This is a genomic window from uncultured Legionella sp., assembly GCF_937871865.1.
GTDB lineage: Bacteria > Pseudomonadota > Gammaproteobacteria > Legionellales > Legionellaceae > Legionella.
The window spans coordinates 1-17,593 of record NZ_CALMPD010000207.1 but is presented as its reverse complement, the minus strand read 5'-3'; the positions used below and the strand labels follow the sequence as shown (position 1 = coordinate 17,593).

The following is a 17,593-nucleotide window of genomic DNA, read 5'->3' as shown; positions in this document are numbered from 1 at the left end:
GAGAATTTGTTGCAATTGTAACTTGGGAGAGAGAATAACAAAACTTATTTCATTGGAAATACAAAGGAGAGGAGCAAAAGCAGTTGGGGTACTGCATGGCAAATACCCCAACCGATTCTATTTAGAATTTCATCCAGATAGTGTCTACTTCTTGGGGATTGTCCCAATCAATGTCCATATCATCAACATCAGAATCCAAATTAAACTCTCTTGGATGAATGAACTCTATAACTGATTGAATCTCTTCTGCCTCATCCAGGGTCAGTTCTGGAGAATTTGCTGCTGCAAGAAAGCACACTTTGATGTCCTTTGGATTCTTTTCCTGGGGATGCTTTGCAATGTATTTGTCAGAACGCTCAATATAATCATTCACATAACCTTCATAAACCGAGTCGCCGTTCAGTAACTCCAGTTCGCATAAATCCGCAAAATGCGCATTTATATTACCGAATTTATCCCTACCAAATTTGTTGCCTAAACGCTTTTCTGCAGATGCTTTAACTTTGACCATATGCTTGCCATCTAATGCTTTACGGTCTTCTTTATAGTCTTCTGGGCAATTATCGATTTTAGGTTTTCTCTTTTGGGAGCTGGTTGTTTCTGTTTTAATTTCTTCCTGATACTTATCAACTTTTTTAGATAGGGAGGAGGAAATTAAGGTTTGATCACTTATATGCTGAATGTGGCATTGGTAAGGGTCTGCATGAACGTATTTTTTACCAGGAGTAATATGCCAGCCTGTATATTCTAACAGTCGTTTGACTATGCTTTTTAATAGATTAGGTAGCCATGGTGAATCGGTAATCATGTCGCAAACCGCTGCTTTAAATGATTTAAACGAGTTATTCATTATGATGCGGATTTGGGTATTTGCTTGTTCTTCAAATTGTTTTTTTACTTCAAGAGCTATTGCAGCACCATAACAGTCACCTTGTAAAATAATGTCATCAGGTTTTACTCCTTGCCTTAACAGTGAATGCACAACCGCAATTCCTGCATTGATGCAGTCGTTTGCCTCTCTAACTTTTCCTGTGCTTTTTCCAGTGCCTGGAAAATTGAAGGCATGAACTGTTGCTCCAGTTTGATTCGCAGCTGCGGTAATATCACGAAAGCAGGCTTGATAATAAGTGTTTGCACCAGGAAAATAGACGATGTGTTTGCCTGTTCCTGGTTTTTGAGTGGCAATTTTTAATGGTGCACATTTGAGTACTTCTAATTGGCACTCTTTTTCGTTGGTTAATTGTGACTTAACCATATCGAGTTCAAAATCCAACCCTTTAAATGCTTTATGGTAGATAGCTGTTTCATCATTTTTTTGTTGGGCTAGAAAATCATCAAATGCCGCGTATTCGCCGCCTTTAGGATCTTTGCCATATCCTTTGCTTTTGTACCAATCACCTTGCCCGGAAGGAAAGAGAGCATTAGCTACAAATGCTTGTAAACGGCTATGAAAGAATGAATCAGATTTAGCTGTTTTATCTGCTTTATTTTGCATTTTATTTCCTATTGTTTACAAATAACCGACGCGACCTATTGTAACAACCTATTATTAAGAAAGCCTTAATTGGTATCATCTAGTTTAAAATTAACCCATAAAAATAATGCAAGAATAGGTCATATATTAATCAATAATGATTAATTCTTAGCAATTATTCTGTTTTCGGGTTAAAATGGCGAGTATATTAAATAAATTGAATAAAAAATGCCATTCTCTCATCTTTTGTTAACGTTATTAGTAGTGTTTATTTGGGGTGTTAATTTTATCTTCGTCAAATTTGGCCTTGATGAAATGTCTCCCTTCGTGCTGTGTGCCTTGCGCTTTTTGTTAGCGAGTATACCTGCTGTATTTTTTATAAAGCCTCCGGCGGTGCCATTTCGCATTATTGCCGCTTATGGCTTGGTGATGTTTGCATTACAGTTCGTGTTACTCTTTATGGGCATGCAGGTGGGTATGACGCCAGGAATGGCTTCCTTGTTGATGCAGGTACAAGTATTTTTCAGTATCTTTTTTGCTGCACTCCTCCTTGGCGAAAAACCGACCATTGGCCAGATTGTTGGGGCTTTGGTCTCGTTCAGTGGCATTGGTTTGGTTACCACGCATTTTGATGCGGATGTGTCCTTTTTGGGCTTCCTTTTTATAATGGCAGCTGCTGCAACCTGGGGCATAGGCAATCTGATTACGAAGAAAATCAAAGCAACGAACGTCATCTCAGTCATTGTCTGGGGCAGTTTTATCGCGTGCTTACCTATGTTTCTCCTTGCTTTACTATTTGAAGGCCCTCGGAGTTTTATCTACACTTATGAACATTTGTCCTGGAAAGGGGGAGCTGCTTTATTTTATATCGTTTATATTTCAACCTGGATTGGTTATGGAACCTGGAATTGGTTAATCAGCCGGTATCCGGTTGGGATGATAGTACCTTTTACTTTGTTAGTTCCTGTGGTCGGCATCTTAAGTTCTATCTTAATTCTGGGGGAACCTTTTCAACTGTGGAAACTGGTTGCGGGGCTGTTAGTCATTAGCGGGCTGTGTATTAATATTCTGAGTAGCCGCTTTTTCCCGGCAAAACCAATAACAGAGACAGCTTGATTTAATTATTTATCGCAAAGACCGGGGGATAAGGATATGATAGGGATCTGGTTCTACTGCCTTGCTGCTGATGAGTGAATTTAAAAAAATACTATTATGCGCTGATGATTTTGGTCTGAACCCTGGTGTTTCGCAGGGGATAGTAACATTAGCACGCCAAAACAGATTGTCTGCCGTCAGTTGTATGGTTAATCTCCCTGAGTTTTCTGTATGGGCGCAAGAGCTCATTGCTTTAAAAGATCGGGTTAAGATTGGACTGCATTTTAATTTGACGGAAGGATGTTTGCTTTCCAGGAAAAATAGGGGCTGCTTCACTTTAAATCGGTTACTTTTGAAAACTCAATCCCGATTAATCAGTCCAGTCTTGCTTGCTTGCGAATTTCATGCCCAGCTTGATCGCTTTATTGAAGTAGTCGATAGCTATCCTGACTTTATTGATGGGCATCAACACATTCATCAATTGCCAGTAATTAGAACTATTATTCTCAAGGCTTATAAGGAACGATTACAAGATAAAGGAGTTTTTTTACGCTCAACCTATCCTGCATTGACACTGCCGCAATTCCAATTTAAAGCCGCCATATTGGCTAAAACAGGTGGTAAAAAATTCCACTCCCTATTAAAAAAAGAGTGCATTGCTCATAATAAATATTTTGCGGGTGTGTATGATTTTTCGCCAGGAGCTAATTATCGAGCTTTATTCAGACAATGGTTGCTGCGAGCGTCTGATCATACGTTAATTATGTGTCATCCAGGAGACGGGCGAGACAATAATGATGCCATTGCCTCTGCACGTCGCCTTGAAATGGATTATTTTTTAAGTGATGATTTTTTGCATGATTGTGAGGAACATCGGATTCAATTAACGACAAGCCCAATACCGTGAAAAAAAATAACTGTATAGTGCTACCAGCCCTAACACCAGGACTAGTGCTATCATATAGTTTAAGTGGGTGTACTTTAATAATAAATAATACAGGCATTCATTGAGTACTCCAGCAGAAGAAGCAACCAGAAAAAAATGAGGTAAGCTTAATTGCTTCTCATTCTGAAGTTTGGCAAAAGTCAGGTATTTATGACCTAAAAAGCTGATGTTAAATGCAATGAAAAAAGCGAATATATTGGCAATTAATGGTTGAATATTTAGGAATGTCACAAGATTGATTACAATCAGGAGATGCACTCCTGCTGCAATGCTTCCTGTTCCTGTAAAGAAAAACAGCCGATGAGATAATTTAAGTGTTGCGGTCATCGAAACTTGCTTCCTCATCAATGATGTAATGTGGTCTGTGCTTTACCTCATCAAATACCCGGCCGATGTATTCACCAACTACGCCTAAGGCAAACAATTGTAAGCCGCCAAAAAAAGTAATGGCAGTGACTATTGTTGCCCAGCCTGGTGTTTGAATGCCAAATATCAGAGTACTGATGATAATCCATGCTGCATAAAGTAATGCTATGGTTGCAACCCCGATGCCGCCTAATGCTATCATTCTTAATGGAAATGCAGTAAATGAAGTAATGCCGGTTATTGCCAGATCCAGCAGCGAATAAAAGCTCCATTGAGATGTGCCTGATTTTCGCGGTCGCACTTCAAACGGAATGGCTATTTGCTTGAAACCCACCCAGCTGTACAGTCCTTTCATAAAGCGATTACGTTCAGGAAGTTGTTGCAGGGCATTGACAACCTTTCGATCAAGCAGTCTGAAATCTCCGGCATTGGCTGGGATATTGATACGGTTTATTTTGGAAGTTAATTGATAAAACGCCTTGGCGCAGGTTCTTTTGAGCCATGACTCTTCGGATCTGTTTTGGCGAACAGCATAGACCATATCATAACCGTCCTCCCATCGGGTTATAAACTGGCTTAACAACTCAAGAGGATGCTGAAAATCACCATCTATTAAAATGACTGCATCTCCTTTTGCATGATCCAACCCTGCGCTAAGTGCTTTTTCTTTGCCAAAATTACGGCTGAAGCGGATGTAGCGAATAAGGCATTGTGCCCTCAATTGGTGGATGTTCATAAGGGTATTATCCTGGCTTCCATCATCGATAAGAAGTATTTCATAAGGATAAGCCAGATTTTTAAGCGTTTTATCCAGAGCAATAATAAAATCGACAATAACGTTACCCTCATTAAAAGCAGGAACAACACAAGATATCAGTTTTTTATGTGCAGTTTTGGACATAGTGGTTTTAATCAGTACAAATCTAAGATTTAATTCGGAATATATTAACCTACATTGGGAAGTTGAGTCTATGCTAATGGGTGCTTTGGCCATGGCTCACTGCTATTCAGTTAAGGGCATACGTCATCCAGAGCATAGGATTTCCCGGGATTCAGAAGATCCTTCGCTATGCTCTGGATGACGTATGCTCTTAACTTAGTGGTCGTGTGGCCATGGCTGCCACGAGGAATCTTCTGCCGAGGGAGCTGTCCTGTATGCGTGAACCATTTGTCGTGGGTTAAGCGGTTTGCACTCTATTGAATTCATGCTGTCCACCAAGTCTATTTATGATACATGTGATATAATTAATACATCAATGAAGTATTCTATATTTCAGGAAGAACATATGATTACTCTCTCAGATTGGTTCCAAAATGATCCAATTCCTTCTGATGTAATTAATGGCCATTATGATTTGATTCTGGTTGGCCTGTCCTATGTCGTTGCGGTTCTTGCTTCTTATGTTGCACTCACGCTGGTCGGCCGATTGAGAGCAGAACAAAGTCCCCTGGCAAAAATATATTGGCTTGCTGGGGGCGCATTCACCATGGGGGCGGGAATTTGGTCCATGCATTTTATTGGTATGCTGGCTTTTATTATGCCGATGCCTATGGAGTATGCATTAGGCTGGACTGTTGCGTCATTAGTTATGGCTGTTCTTGCTTCGGCTTTGGCGCTATTTATTTTGCAGAAAGAACATTATTCCGTGTTTCAGTTGGCCATGGGAGGTATTATTATTGGCTTGGCCATATCCACGATGCATTATATGGGTATGGAAGGTATGAAAATTCATACCAGTATTCGTTACCTACCGGGATTGTTTTTTCTTTCTATACTTGTTGGTATCACTGCAGCTGAAGCAGCCTTATACTTGGCTCTACAGAGTAATCAAGGGACGAATCGTCGGCAGTCCTATCTTAAAGTGATTAGTGCTCTGCTTATGGGAGTAGCTATTTGCGGCATGCATTATATTGGCATGGCTGCTGCAGTATTTACTCCTCATCCCGATCATGTGATGGAAGCTGGTGCTCAAGCCATTCAACCTAATTACCTGGCTTTTTTTATTGCGGGGATAACGGCATTAATAATCAGCTTGGCTCTAATCGTTTCAAGCAGTTATAAAAAAATGATCATTGCTGTGGAAAATGAAAAGAATTTTCTAACTGCAATGCTGGACAACCTGGAGGATGGGATCATTGCCTGCGATGCCCACGGGCAGATCACCGTTTTAAACCAAACATTGCAATGCTACATGCACTGTATGGACACTCATTTAATGCTCGATGATTTGGCTGATTATTTTACTTTATATACTCCCGATAATGAGCCGCTTTTCAAGGATGAAATGCCATTAAATAGGGTATTGCGGGGAGAAACAGTTCAGGGGCTTGAGCTGATTATGAAATATAAACATGGTGGGGAGCGGGAAGTCGTCATTGATGGGCAGAAAATAATTAACTCAGATGGCAAAAACCTTGGAGCTGTTGCTGTTATTCATGATATTACCGAATTAAAAAGAACCGAAAAATTAAAAAATGAGTTTGTATCCATAGTCAGTCATGAATTAAGAACTCCGTTAACTTCGATACGTGGTTCTTTAGGCTTATTGGTCAGTGGTGTGATGGGGGAGTTTTCTGAAAAGGCCGATAAGTTGCTTGATATTGCTAATAATAATTGCGAGCGCTTGTTGTTGCTGATTAATGATATTCTGGATATAGAAAAAATTGAAGCTGGAAAAATGGACTTCCAGATTAAGGTCTATGATTTAAACCATTTAATTAGCGAATCAATTGCATCTAATAAAATGTATGCCGATAAATTTGGGGTTTTTATTGATTTTGTTCCGTCCCAATCTGCGATTCAGGTACATGTTGATTCAAGCCGTTTAATGCAGGTACTCGCCAATTTAATTTCAAATGCATGTAAATTTTCTCCTAAGGGGGCGCACATCACCGTTGCTATGAGGCGAATGAATTCTACGGTTCGAGTTTCTGTGTCTGATAAGGGGCCTGGTATTTCAGAAGAATTTCAGTCGCGAATATTTCAAAAATTCTCACAGGCAGATTCCTCTGATACTCGAGGAAAAGGGGGGACCGGTCTGGGCTTGAATATTAGTAAAACGATTATAGAGCAACTGGGAGGTACTCTGAATTTTTTTAGCAAACCAGAGGAGGGCAGCACGTTCTATTTTGATCTTCCTGTCTCTCATGATACATCCGTTTTAACCCAATTAAATGCTTTTGAGCCGCATGTGAGTCAAAGGCGGGTGTTGATTTGTGAAGATGACGAGGATCAGTCTGAATACCTTAAAGCCTTGTTGCAATCAGCGGGCTTTCTTGTCGATATCGCAGAAACGGTGGCAATCGCAAAAACCTTATTAGAGGAGCATACTTACCAGGCCATATTGCTTGATTTGATCCTTCCTGATCAGGATGGTATTGCTTTTATAAGAGAATTACGTGCTAACGAGAAAACACGGGATTTACATATTATTGTTATTTCGGTCATTGCTCAAACCGGGCATGCGTTGCTGAATGGCGATGCGGTTTCTGTAATTGACTGGTTTGATAAACCTATTGAATTTAATAAAATCTTAACCTCGCTTAACCGAATCAAGAAGAAAACGGGTTCATCATTACCTCAGATTTTGCATATTGAAGATAATGTGGATATGCAACATGTAGTCGCTACTATTTTGGAGGAGCATGCCGCTGTTGTCACTGCTAATAATTTAGTGCAAGCGAAAGAACTGCTTGAGATAAACACTTATGATTTGATCATCCTGGATTTATTATTACCTGATGGGAATGGTATTGAGATATTACCTTTGCTCGCGCAATACAAGATACCTGTACTTGTCTTCTCGGATATGCAGCTTAATGATGATTATGCAAAATTTGTTAGCGAGGCTCTGATTAAATCCAACTCATCGAATGAAACGTTATTAAATACAATTATGAATTTAATGTAAGGATATAAAATAATGGCCAGAGAACTTAAAAATATTTTATATGCCGAAGATGAGGCTGATATACGAGCGATTGCACAAATAGCCTTGGAAGATATTGGTTCATTTTCGGTTCGCTTTTGTGTGAACGGACGCGAAGCTCTTGAGGCTTTAAGAGATTATAGCCCTGATTTAATCTTGCTTGATGTCATGATGCCAGAAATGGATGGGCCTACTGCTTTGAATGAACTTCGTAAAATTGAAGCTTGTGCCAAAATTCCTGCAATGTTTATGACGGCTAAAATTCAGGCAAATGAAGTCGCGGAGTACAAGGCGCTTGGGGCTATTGACGTGATCGCTAAACCATTTGACCCTATGACTTTGGCAGAGACAATCAAGCAGGTGTGGTTAGAGTATTATGAACAGTCAAATGCAGAGTAAACTTGATGAGCTTATCAAAAATTATACTAAAAATTTACCTGATAAAATTCATCATATCGAAATGGCGTGGAAGGCGCAAAGACAGCATTGGGACTTAACTCAATTTCAGGATTTTCATCGTGAAGTGCACAGTATTTGCGGCTCCTCCGGAACTTATGGCTATCACGAGCTTGGAAGCTGTGCACGGCAGATGGAGATTTACTTAAAAACAGTCCTGAATAATGAATTATTAACCCCTGAAGATTGTGAACGAATTGAGGATTATTTAAACCAATTAAAATCAGTTCTGGCACGTGAACTGTCAAAAAAAACACCTAAATTGGAAGTAAAACAATCTGAGTTTGTTGAAAATAAAGTAGTTTATCTTGTGGAGCAAGATGAGGATTTAAAAACACATTTGTATGATAGCTTAAAACAAATTGGCTATGAACCTTATAAAATCCAGGATTTAATTACTCTGCAAAGGGCGGTGCAAGAAAAAAATCCATTAGCCATCATTCTTGATACTTATTATTTAACCGAAAGCGGGATGGAGCAAATCCTGGATATTCAGAAAAATCAGCTCACACCCATTCAATTATTTTGTATTCTTCCTGATGAACGTCTTATGCCTCGTCTGGAAGCAGTTCGAGCCGGATGCCATGAATTTTTTCAAAAACCAGTGGATATCACACGACTTACTTTACTGCTGAATTATAAATACAGCATTACAAGCAGCGACCCATACCGTATATTAATTATTGATGACTCTGAATCATTGGCAGAATATTATGCGCTTATCTTAAATCAAGCGGGGATGACTGCTCGTGCAATAACAAACCCTATGGATTTATTAAAAGAGCTGGAGCTTTTTAAACCTGATTTATTACTCATGGATGTGTACATGCCTGATTGTAGCGGATTTGAACTTGCCGCAGTGCTTCGTCAGGAGAGCTGTTATACTAAAATTCCCATTATTTTTCTTTCTACAGAAGATGATAAGGATAAAAAATTATTTGCCATCAGTTTGGGCGGCGATGATTTTTTAACCAAACCCATATCGCCCCAGCATTTAATTTCAGCAGTCAGGGCGCGCTCTAAACGAGCCAGCATTTTAAATTACTACATGATTACTGATAGCCTGACGGGCTTATTGAATCATTCCAGTATTCTAAATCAGTTAGAGCTTCAACTAGCCAAAGCACGTCAGGATAATTTAGAGCTGTCTTTTATCATGATTGATATCGATCATTTTAAAAAAATCAATGATCGTTTTGGGCATCCGGTTGGTGATTTGGTCATTAAAAAATTAGCCACTATTTTTTTATCGAGGATACGTAGTCAGGATAACATTGGTCGTTATGGGGGGGAGGAGTTTGCCTTGGTTTTACCTGGGGCTAAAGCGGAGGATGCGAAAGCAATCGCTGATAATTTAAGAGAGCTATTCTCTGAGTATTGTTTTAAAAGTGAGAATAATGAGTTTAGCGTTACGTTCAGTGTGGGAATATCCTGCTTCGATGGATCAAACACTGCGGCACGTATTATTGAGCAGGCCGACCAAGCATTGTATAAAGCAAAACAATTAGGGCGTAATCGTGTTGTAATCTATGAACACTAAAGCGGTGTGCTATTCTTGTATCATTCGTGAAAGAGAAACAGGGGCGCACACAAGGTGCGAGACGTAGGGGTTGGCATGCGATGCCAACAGCCCTGGTTTGTTAATGGTTTTTATTTTTTTAACATTCTATTTACATCAATTAAATCAAGCTGATCAAACACCGAATTACAGGCTGTTGGATTGCCGTCTGATTCGCGCATTGCTGCTAATGTTATTGGATTAATATTTTGGTTTGTAAAGACCGCTCTTATCGCATCAGGATCAGGATGTCTAAACACGTCTCCTTTGGTGTATATAGAGTGCTCATTTTTAAAAATACTCATTTTAGCCAGGAGAGACAGCTTGGGAAACGTTCCATTACCCAATTGATAAGGTATAGCGTGACATGCTTTTTCATCCAGAATTGATTGTTTTAAATCATTTTGTTGTAAATAAACCTGGCTTCTGATTTCCAGAGCCTCGCGGTTATTCGCGTTACGGTTTAACACTACTTGTAAATCCTGGAGAGCTTCTGACAGCTTGCCTTGCTGCCTCAGTATATCTGCACGAGAAGCCCGAGCAGCCTCATTTTGAGGATTTATCTCTATTACTGCATTCAAATCGGTAAGCGCTTCTGGCAGTTTGTTTTGCCGCATCAATATCTGAGCACGAACAGTCAGGGTAATATCATTTTGAGAGTTTATCGCTAATGCCGCATTTACATTCCGCAGGGCTTCTGGCAGTTTGCTCTGATCTATTAAAATTATGGCATGCAAAGCCAGAGCAAGGTCTTCTTGGGGATTTATCTTTAAGGCGGTATTTAAGTCCTGAGCGGCGTCTTCATGTTTCTTCTGTTGCTTAAATAGCTTTCCGCGCTCGATTAGGGCAAAGTGATTTTTAGGAGCTATGTCTAATACGGCATTCAGATCTCGGGCTGCTTCGTCCAGTTTGTGTTGTAGCAAGAAAATCTCACCTCGAATAACCAGAGCATGAGTATTTTGAGGATTTATGATTAATGCAGTATTTAGACTCTGAATAGCTTCTGGAAGATTGCCCATTTTTTTCAATAAGTTAGCATGGAGGGTATAAAACTATACTATTTCCAGGTTCCTGCATTAAGGCCATATTCAAATATTGAAGAGCCTTTTGATTATCGCCTTTCTGTTGGGAATAGTAACTTGAATTGAGCAAATCGTTCACTTGGTTTGAGTTGGAATTAGATGGGTTTGATGTGTTCTGGGTAATGGCGCGTTTCATTAATAATCCTTTGCAAATGTATAGAATTGGTTTTTTGTAACCTGGGATAGTTAATATAATGTGTCTTGTTTGTGCTCAATTGTATCTCTTTGAATTCAATTGAGCAAATGTTTTGTTTTTTGAGGTATGGAAGAACATATTTGTTGCCAAGAAAATGCGTGAGAAGATACTTCAACCATGTAGCTTGCCAGAAGCACTTGAATGGTTTGGTCAGCCTAAAACGCTTCTAGTTAAAACATAACAACGCGATGCTTATCAATAAAATCACAATAATCGTTGTTCTTTTATGTTTGGTGAGCATGGGATTGGATGGTTTTATAAAGTCAGAGGTGCTTTTTTTAAATTTCATTTTAAAGATCCTTTTAATGTTCCTCTTATGATTCAGTTTAGCTTATTAAATAAAAGATATGAGGTTTCAGGTAAAGGGATATTTTTCTTAAGTTTGGCACACTTGGAGACTATTAAATGAACAGGTTATTTAGTCTATAATTAATACAAACGGAAATTCCTTTTTGCCTCGGGAAATGAACGGGGATGTACATGATTACTGTATTGGGATATGAATTATACGATAAAATGAGGCATAATCATGATATTGATACGTATTATGCTTTGAGATTACAAGACCAATGTAAAGTCTTGTTAAGAATTCCTGATAATAAACTAGTCTCCTCGGAACATCTGGCAATTTTGCAGCACGAGTTTCAACTGTTAAAAACAATAAAAGCTTCTCCAATCATTAAAGCTTATGAGTTTTTGCAAAGTACTCCAACTCCTATATTGGTTCTGGAACATGTTGACGGAGCATTATTAAGTACCTTTTTGCTTGAAAATACATTAGAAATTAGCGATTTTTTTGACCTTGCATTGCAATTGGTCGAGATTGTCGGGGAACTGCATCAACAACATATCATCCATAAAGAAATAAGACCTGCGAATATTATTATTGATCCTACTCATTTAACCCTTAAATTGATTGATTTAAGTGTTTCCAGCCAGTCATCTGAAGAATCATTTGGTTATTATAATCTGAATAAATTTGGTGATGGTCTGGCTTATATTTCTCCAGAACAAACAGGACGAATCAATCGCCTTGTTGATTATCGAACCGATTTTTATTCTCTGGGGATCACCTTCTATGAAATGTTAACCAATCAAGTGCCTTTTCAAACGATGAATTCACAGGATTTAATTGAAAGTCATATTACAGAAAAACCACGTTCGGTGTTAACCGTACGACGCAATGTTCCTAAAATGCTGGCAGCGATCATTGATAAATTATTAGAAAAAATGCCAGAAGACCGTTATTCAAGTTCTATTGGTATCAAGTCAGATCTTCTTGGCTGTTATAAGCAATGGGTGGTCAAACGACATCTCACGGAGTATTCGCTAGATACTAACGACATTCGAGATCATCTTTGTATGTCGCATACTTTATATGGGCGGGGTCAAGAGGTGCAACAGTTGGTTGATGCTTTTCGTCGCATCAGCAAATCAGGTTCAGAAATTGTGCTGATTGCCGGATATTCGGGAATAGGAAAAACATCTCTTGTCAAGGAAGTGTGTAAGCCTCTTGTTGGACATAAAGGCTATTTTATTCAGGGTAAATTTGATCAGCTAAGACGCAGTATTCCTTATAGTGGCATAGTCGAGGCCTTTCAAAATCTGGTAAAACAGGTTTTATCAGAGAATTCCGATAAGCTGGGGTTGCTGAAACGTCAATTAATGCACTCTTTGGGAACGGTTGGCCAAGTAGTTATTGATGTTATTCCTGATATTGAATTAATCATCGGAAAACAACCATCAGTACCTCCACTTAATCCTGCTGATGCACAAATCCGTTTTAAGCTTGCGTTCCAAAATGTTGTGCGGGTTTTTGCGCAGGCAGAGCATCCCTTGGTGATTTTTCTTGATGATTTGCAATGGGCTGATAGCTCATCACTGAGTTTCATTGGTAATTTGTTACACGATCGCGAAACCAAATATTTATTAATTATTGGTGCTTATAGAGATAATGAAATAAACGCGCACCACCCGTTACAACTGAGTTTAGATAATTTAAACCGAAATCAAATAACTTCCTCAACGCTGCATTTGCAGCCCATACGCCTAAACGATGTGCATCAGCTATTGCACGATGCTTTATCGGGAACACTAGAGCAACTTCAGAGCCTTGCTGAATTCGTTTATGAAAAAACGCAGGGGAATCCGTTCTTTATTAATGAATTTTTGAAGCTTCTTTATCAGCAGAAATTACTTAAATTTTCTTATGAGCTGAGCATTTGGGAATGGGATTTGGATGAAATCAGACATCAAAGTGCCAATGATACGGTGATTCATCTTATTCATGCAAAAATTCATTTATTGTGTCCATCGACTCAGGAACTGTTAAAACTGGCTTCATGTTTTGGTCATCAGTTTGATCTTAAAACTTTGCTGATTACTAGCGGGCAAACAATCAGCAATACTGCAGAACAATTAGGACAGGCCATCAATGCAAATTTGATTTATCCATTTGAAGAAATTTATCAAACACTGGGTTTGACAGGTCTTGATGAAGCAAACACTGATTTGGAGATGGATACTTTACATTATCGATTTGCTCATGACAAAATTCAGCAAGCTGCTTATGATTTAATCGAACCAGAAGAGCGACTTGAAATTCATCTTAAAATAGGCAGGCTATTATTAAAACAAAAGCCACTTGAGGAACATGAGGAGCGTTTGTTTCAGGTGTTGAAACATTTTAACCAAAGCCTTGCTTTAATGACCGATAGAGATGAGCGCCATTTATTAGCACAATATAATTTTTGGGCGGGACAAAAAGCAAAGAAGGAGGCTGCATATGATGCGGTAAATGAGCATTTATCGGCTGCTGTTGCATTTTTAGAGCCCGTTAACTGGAACCTGGATCATCAGCTGATCTTTCAGATATATAAAGAATGTGCCGTTAGTAACTATCTTGTTGGCGATTTTACAACCGCGGATCGCTATTTTTCCGAGTTAGTAAATCGTTCTTCCTGTGCCATCGATAAACTGGAAATTTATCGGCTGAAAATTGAGATGTATTCTACTCTGGGGAAACACACGGAAGCCGTGCATATGGGATTGAGCGCATTGCGGCAATTTAATATAAAAATCCCTGAACATCCCAATACCGTCCATATTTTAATTGCTATTTATAAAATTAAATTTCACTTGCGCAATACCTGCGTTGAAGAATTATCTTTGTTACCGATGGAGAGTTTACACCAAAAAGCCATAGTTGATTTAATCACTCAGCTATTAAACTCAGCGTTTATCATCGATCAAAAGCTGTTTGTGATTCTAACCTGCAAAACATTAGTCTAAGCCTAAAGCATGGCTATACAGAAAGTACCTTTATGTCCATTCCCGTTTATGCTTTTATTATCATGCATTCACTTAATTTATATGATGAAGCCATTTCATTTGTCCGCTTATATAACCGATTAAAACAGGAATACGGTGCGTCTAATTTTGAAGGAAAAAATCAATTTGTATTAGGCAGCTTTATCAAGCCTTATCAAACTTCATTTGCAAAGAGTAATGCTACTATAAATAACGTGTTTGAATTGTGTTGTGATGTAGGTGATTTGGTATACGGTAATTACAGCAAATTGGTGTTGGTTCTTCATGCCATGTCTGCGTCAAAAACATTGGATGAAGTAAAAAGCAGTGTCGAATCAGCTTTGTCCTTTATGAATCGAGTCACGATTTCTGATTTTATAAACGTTGCCAGATTTTGGGCGTATTACGTTAACTGTTTAAGCGGTTCTGCACCGAATACAGGAGCGCAGTTTGCGTTGTATGAAAAAGAAATTATCGCGGTGAAAAGTAAAACGGAACTTGCTTTTTTCTATAGTTCATTGACCCGGTTGCATTTTTTGTTAGGCAATTTTTCTGAGGCAGTTATATCTGGAGAACAGCATGAACTCTATTCAGAGTACGATAAGGGATTGATAAGTCATCTCGACGGCAAGCTCTTCTTCGCTCTTGCTTTGTTTCAGGCTTTACCTAAAGCACCTAAAAACAAAAGGGCTTCTTATTTAAAAAAATTAAAACATATTCAGCTCTTTATTGATAAATATGCGACATGGTGTCCTGATAATTACAAGGTTTATTCTTTATTGATTGCTGGAGAATTTGCTCGTTTTAAAGGGCAACAGGAAACTTCTCTTGGATTGTATGAGCAGAGTATTCGTCTTGCCGACTCTCTGGGTATGGTCCTTATCGCGGCAATTGCAAGTGAACGGGCGGTAATACACTGTATGAATAGTAGCCTCGATAGAATAGCAACATTTTATTTGCACCATGCATATCGGCTTTTTAACGAGTGGGGAGCAGTTGCCAAAGTTAAATTGTTAGAAGAAAATTATCCCTCTTTAGATGGTCTATAATTATTTTTAAGATAATTCATAAATCCAAAAAAAGGACGGTGTTATGGATAAGCCAGGAGAATTTTGTTGGAGAGAATTAGCTACACCAAATTTGAATCAGGCCAAAGAGTTTTACCACAAAGTATTTGGTTGGGAATTCAGAGACGTTAAAATGGAAACTACGGTTCATACCATTGCAAGCTCCAGAGAAATGGATGTTGCCGGTATGTGGCAGATACCAACAGATCTGGTTGGTAAAGTGCGTCCACACTGGATGTCTTATATATATGTTGTGAACCTGGAGGAATCGTTAACTTTGGCATTAAAACATGGCGCCAAAGTGGTTAGAGACATTATCGAAATTACTGATAGGGGCAAATATGCGGTGATTACCGATCCGACGGGGGCATATATTGCCTTATGGGAAACGACAGGGGATCATGTGTAATTATCGTCTCATTTGACGTTGGTTTTTCATAAAGCCAAAAGCTACAGTTTTTTCGAACTCGGGATTTAGTCTCGAGTCCGTTGTTTTTTCTTTATTTAAGATTGCTCATCCCGAAACGATTAAGTATGTAGCGACTTATACCCCGTGCTAGTTCTCGCTCATTGAAAAAGAACTTCCCTACAACTTCTTGTTTTAATAGGAGCGCTTCCTCTTCATTTGCTGTTCGAATAGCGATTTCAATTTTAGGATTTACTTGATGAGCTATATGAATTATTTGTCTGACCTGAAAGGTGTCTGCAGTGGTTATGACGAGCATACCTGCCCGGGCGATATGAGCCTGTATTAACACGTTAGGTTCTGATGCATCGCCATAAACTGCGGCAATAGAACGTTTTCTCAGATGCTCAATCAGGTCGCGATCCTTATCCACGATTACGTAGGGTAGCCCTTGCCTTGCCAGTATTCGTTCAATGCGTTTTCCCACTCTTCCATAGCCAATCAGAATCACTTGTCCGGAAAGAAATTTTTCATCTGTTGAAATTGGAAGCTGAACTAATGGATCATCGGAGTACTCAAATTGTCCTGCCGCTCCTCCTTTTGAGTCCATCCATGACTGCAGCGGTTTGATTATTTTAAATAGAAATGGATTAAGTGCTATGGAGATTAATGCTCCTGCAATAATCAGCTCCATTCCTTCACCCGGTAATAGATGAAGGTGCACGCCCAAGCTAGCCAGGATAAATGAAAATTCTCCTATTTGTGCCAGACTGACAGACACAGTTAATGCGGTATTTAAGGGATAACGAAACGCGAGAACCAATAAAGCGGCAGCAATTGATTTGCCAATGACAATAATTCCAACAACTGCCAGGACATGGAATGGTTGGTTAATAAAAATTTCTGGGTTAAATAGCATGCCTATGGATACAAAAAATAAGACGGCAAAAGCATCTCTGAAGGGAAGGGATTCCTCTGAAGCACGTCGACTGAATTTGGATTCTCTCATGATCATTCCAGCAAAAAAAGCACCCAAAGCGAAGGACATACCAAAAAGTTTTGAGGCGCCAAAAGCAATGCCCAGAGCCGAGGCTATAATCGCCAGGGTGAATAATTCATGTGAACCTGTGCGGGCAATATGCCACAGTAATCTGGGAACTACCCAACGGCCAAACAGTAACATGACGATGATAAACGAAATTATTTGTAAGACAGTAATACCTAAAGCAACCCATAAGTTTTTATGGATGCCAGGAGTAGCATTAGTGCCGAGCCAATCAGCAAGAAGTGGAAGAAGCACGAGTACTAGTACCATGGCCAAGTCTTCTATAATCAACCAACCAATGGCAATTTGCCCCTTTATCGAGCCAATTAGCCCTTCTGATTCAAGGGCGCGTACTAATACCACTGTGCTTGCGACTGATAACGACAAACCAAATACCAAAGCACCACCCCAACTCCAACCCCACATCAGAGCAAGACTTAAGCTCATTACGGTGGCAACCGTGATTTGAATTAAGGCCCCAGGCAAGGACACCTTACTCGTTGCCAGAAGATGATCCAGAGAAAAATGCAGTCCTACCCCAAACATCAGCAACATAATGCCTATTTCTGCAAGTTCTGCTGCTATCTGGGCATTGGCAACAAAGCCAGGAGTGAATGGTCCTATGATAACACCAGCTAACAAATAGCCAACAATGGTCGGGAGT

15 protein-coding genes are annotated in these 17,593 nt (G+C 39.3%); 8 read left to right on the top strand and 7 right to left on the bottom strand.

What is annotated here, in order from left to right; translation table 11 throughout:
• Positions 1–121: 121 nt before the first annotated feature.
• Positions 122–1,495 carry a Dot/Icm T4SS effector alpha/beta hydrolase gene (gene sdbB / locus Q0495_RS11160; RefSeq protein ID WP_298626216.1) on the bottom strand — a complete coding sequence of 458 codons (1,374 nt, stop codon included), beginning with the start codon at positions 1,493–1,495 and terminating at the stop codon, positions 122–124.
• 207 nt (positions 1,496–1,702) lie between these two features.
• Between sdbB and Q0495_RS11155 the strand changes: the two genes are divergently transcribed.
• Entirely contained in the window at positions 1,703–2,590 is an 888-nt protein-coding gene (locus tag Q0495_RS11155) for an EamA family transporter (RefSeq protein WP_298626213.1), read from the top strand.
• Positions 2,591–2,660: 70 nt separating this feature from the next.
• Positions 2,661–3,476 carry a ChbG/HpnK family deacetylase gene (locus Q0495_RS11150; RefSeq protein WP_298626210.1) on the top strand — a complete coding sequence of 272 codons (816 nt, stop codon included), beginning with the start codon at positions 2,661–2,663 and terminating at the stop codon, positions 3,474–3,476.
• Here Q0495_RS11150 and Q0495_RS11145 read toward each other — a convergent pair.
• The gene (locus Q0495_RS11145; RefSeq protein ID WP_298626208.1) at positions 3,453–3,842 is read right to left on the bottom strand and encodes a GtrA family protein; all 390 of its coding nucleotides are present in this window, start codon (positions 3,840–3,842) and stop codon (positions 3,453–3,455) included. The genes Q0495_RS11150 and Q0495_RS11145 overlap by 24 nt on opposite strands.
• Positions 3,826–4,782 (bottom strand): glycosyltransferase family 2 protein, encoded by a 957-nt coding sequence (locus Q0495_RS11140; RefSeq protein WP_298626205.1) that lies wholly within the window; start codon positions 4,780–4,782, stop codon positions 3,826–3,828. The genes Q0495_RS11145 and Q0495_RS11140 overlap by 17 nt, the downstream gene beginning before the upstream one ends.
• 385 nt (positions 4,783–5,167) lie before the next feature.
• On the opposite strand from Q0495_RS11140, the gene Q0495_RS11135 reads away from it, so the two are divergent.
• From Q0495_RS11135 to Q0495_RS11125, 3 genes are read left to right on the top strand one after another with little or no spacing between them, the layout of a single operon-like run.
• Complete coding sequence (locus Q0495_RS11135) at positions 5,168–7,792, top strand: MHYT domain-containing protein (protein WP_298626203.1); 2,625 nt, start codon at positions 5,168–5,170, stop codon at positions 7,790–7,792.
• A gap of 12 nt (positions 7,793–7,804) precedes the next feature.
• Complete coding sequence (locus tag Q0495_RS11130; protein WP_298626200.1) at positions 7,805–8,209, top strand: response regulator; 405 nt, start codon at positions 7,805–7,807, stop codon at positions 8,207–8,209.
• The gene (locus tag Q0495_RS11125; protein WP_298626197.1) at positions 8,187–9,806 is read left to right on the top strand and encodes a diguanylate cyclase; all 1,620 of its coding nucleotides are present in this window, start codon (positions 8,187–8,189) and stop codon (positions 9,804–9,806) included. The genes Q0495_RS11130 and Q0495_RS11125 overlap by 23 nt, the downstream gene beginning before the upstream one ends.
• A gap of 110 nt (positions 9,807–9,916) precedes the next feature.
• Here the strand turns inward: Q0495_RS11125 and Q0495_RS11120 are convergent, their stop codons facing one another.
• The 3 genes from Q0495_RS11120 to Q0495_RS11110 form a co-directional block, all read right to left on the bottom strand.
• Positions 9,917–10,843 carry a tetratricopeptide repeat protein gene (locus tag Q0495_RS11120; protein WP_298626219.1) on the bottom strand — a complete coding sequence of 309 codons (927 nt, stop codon included), beginning with the start codon at positions 10,841–10,843 and terminating at the stop codon, positions 9,917–9,919.
• Positions 10,844–10,856: 13 nt separating this feature from the next.
• Entirely contained in the window at positions 10,857–11,042 is a 186-nt protein-coding gene (locus Q0495_RS11115; RefSeq protein WP_298626195.1) for a hypothetical protein, read from the bottom strand.
• Between the two features lie 226 nt (positions 11,043–11,268).
• Positions 11,269–11,391, bottom strand: a complete 123-nt coding sequence (locus tag Q0495_RS11110; RefSeq protein WP_298626193.1) for a hypothetical protein — start codon at positions 11,389–11,391, stop codon at positions 11,269–11,271.
• A 191-nt stretch (positions 11,392–11,582) separates the two neighbouring features.
• Between Q0495_RS11110 and Q0495_RS11105 the strand changes: the two genes are divergently transcribed.
• The 3 genes from Q0495_RS11105 to Q0495_RS11095 are packed head-to-tail and all read left to right on the top strand — an operon-like array spanning position 11,583 to position 15,887.
• Positions 11,583–14,393, top strand: a complete 2,811-nt coding sequence (locus Q0495_RS11105; RefSeq protein WP_298626191.1) for an AAA family ATPase — start codon at positions 11,583–11,585, stop codon at positions 14,391–14,393.
• Positions 14,394–14,425: 32 nt separating this feature from the next.
• Positions 14,426–15,460: a hypothetical protein gene (locus Q0495_RS11100; protein ID WP_298626188.1), complete on the top strand. Its 1,035-nt coding sequence runs from the start codon at positions 14,426–14,428 to the stop codon at positions 15,458–15,460.
• Between the two features lie 43 nt (positions 15,461–15,503).
• On the top strand, positions 15,504–15,887 hold the full coding sequence (locus Q0495_RS11095) for a VOC family protein (RefSeq protein WP_298626185.1): 384 nt from the start codon (positions 15,504–15,506) through the stop codon (positions 15,885–15,887).
• 91 nt (positions 15,888–15,978) lie between these two features.
• Here the strand turns inward: Q0495_RS11095 and Q0495_RS11090 are convergent.
• Positions 15,979–17,593: cation:proton antiporter (locus Q0495_RS11090; RefSeq protein WP_298626182.1), on the bottom strand; the 1,615-nt coding region annotated here is incomplete at its 5' end.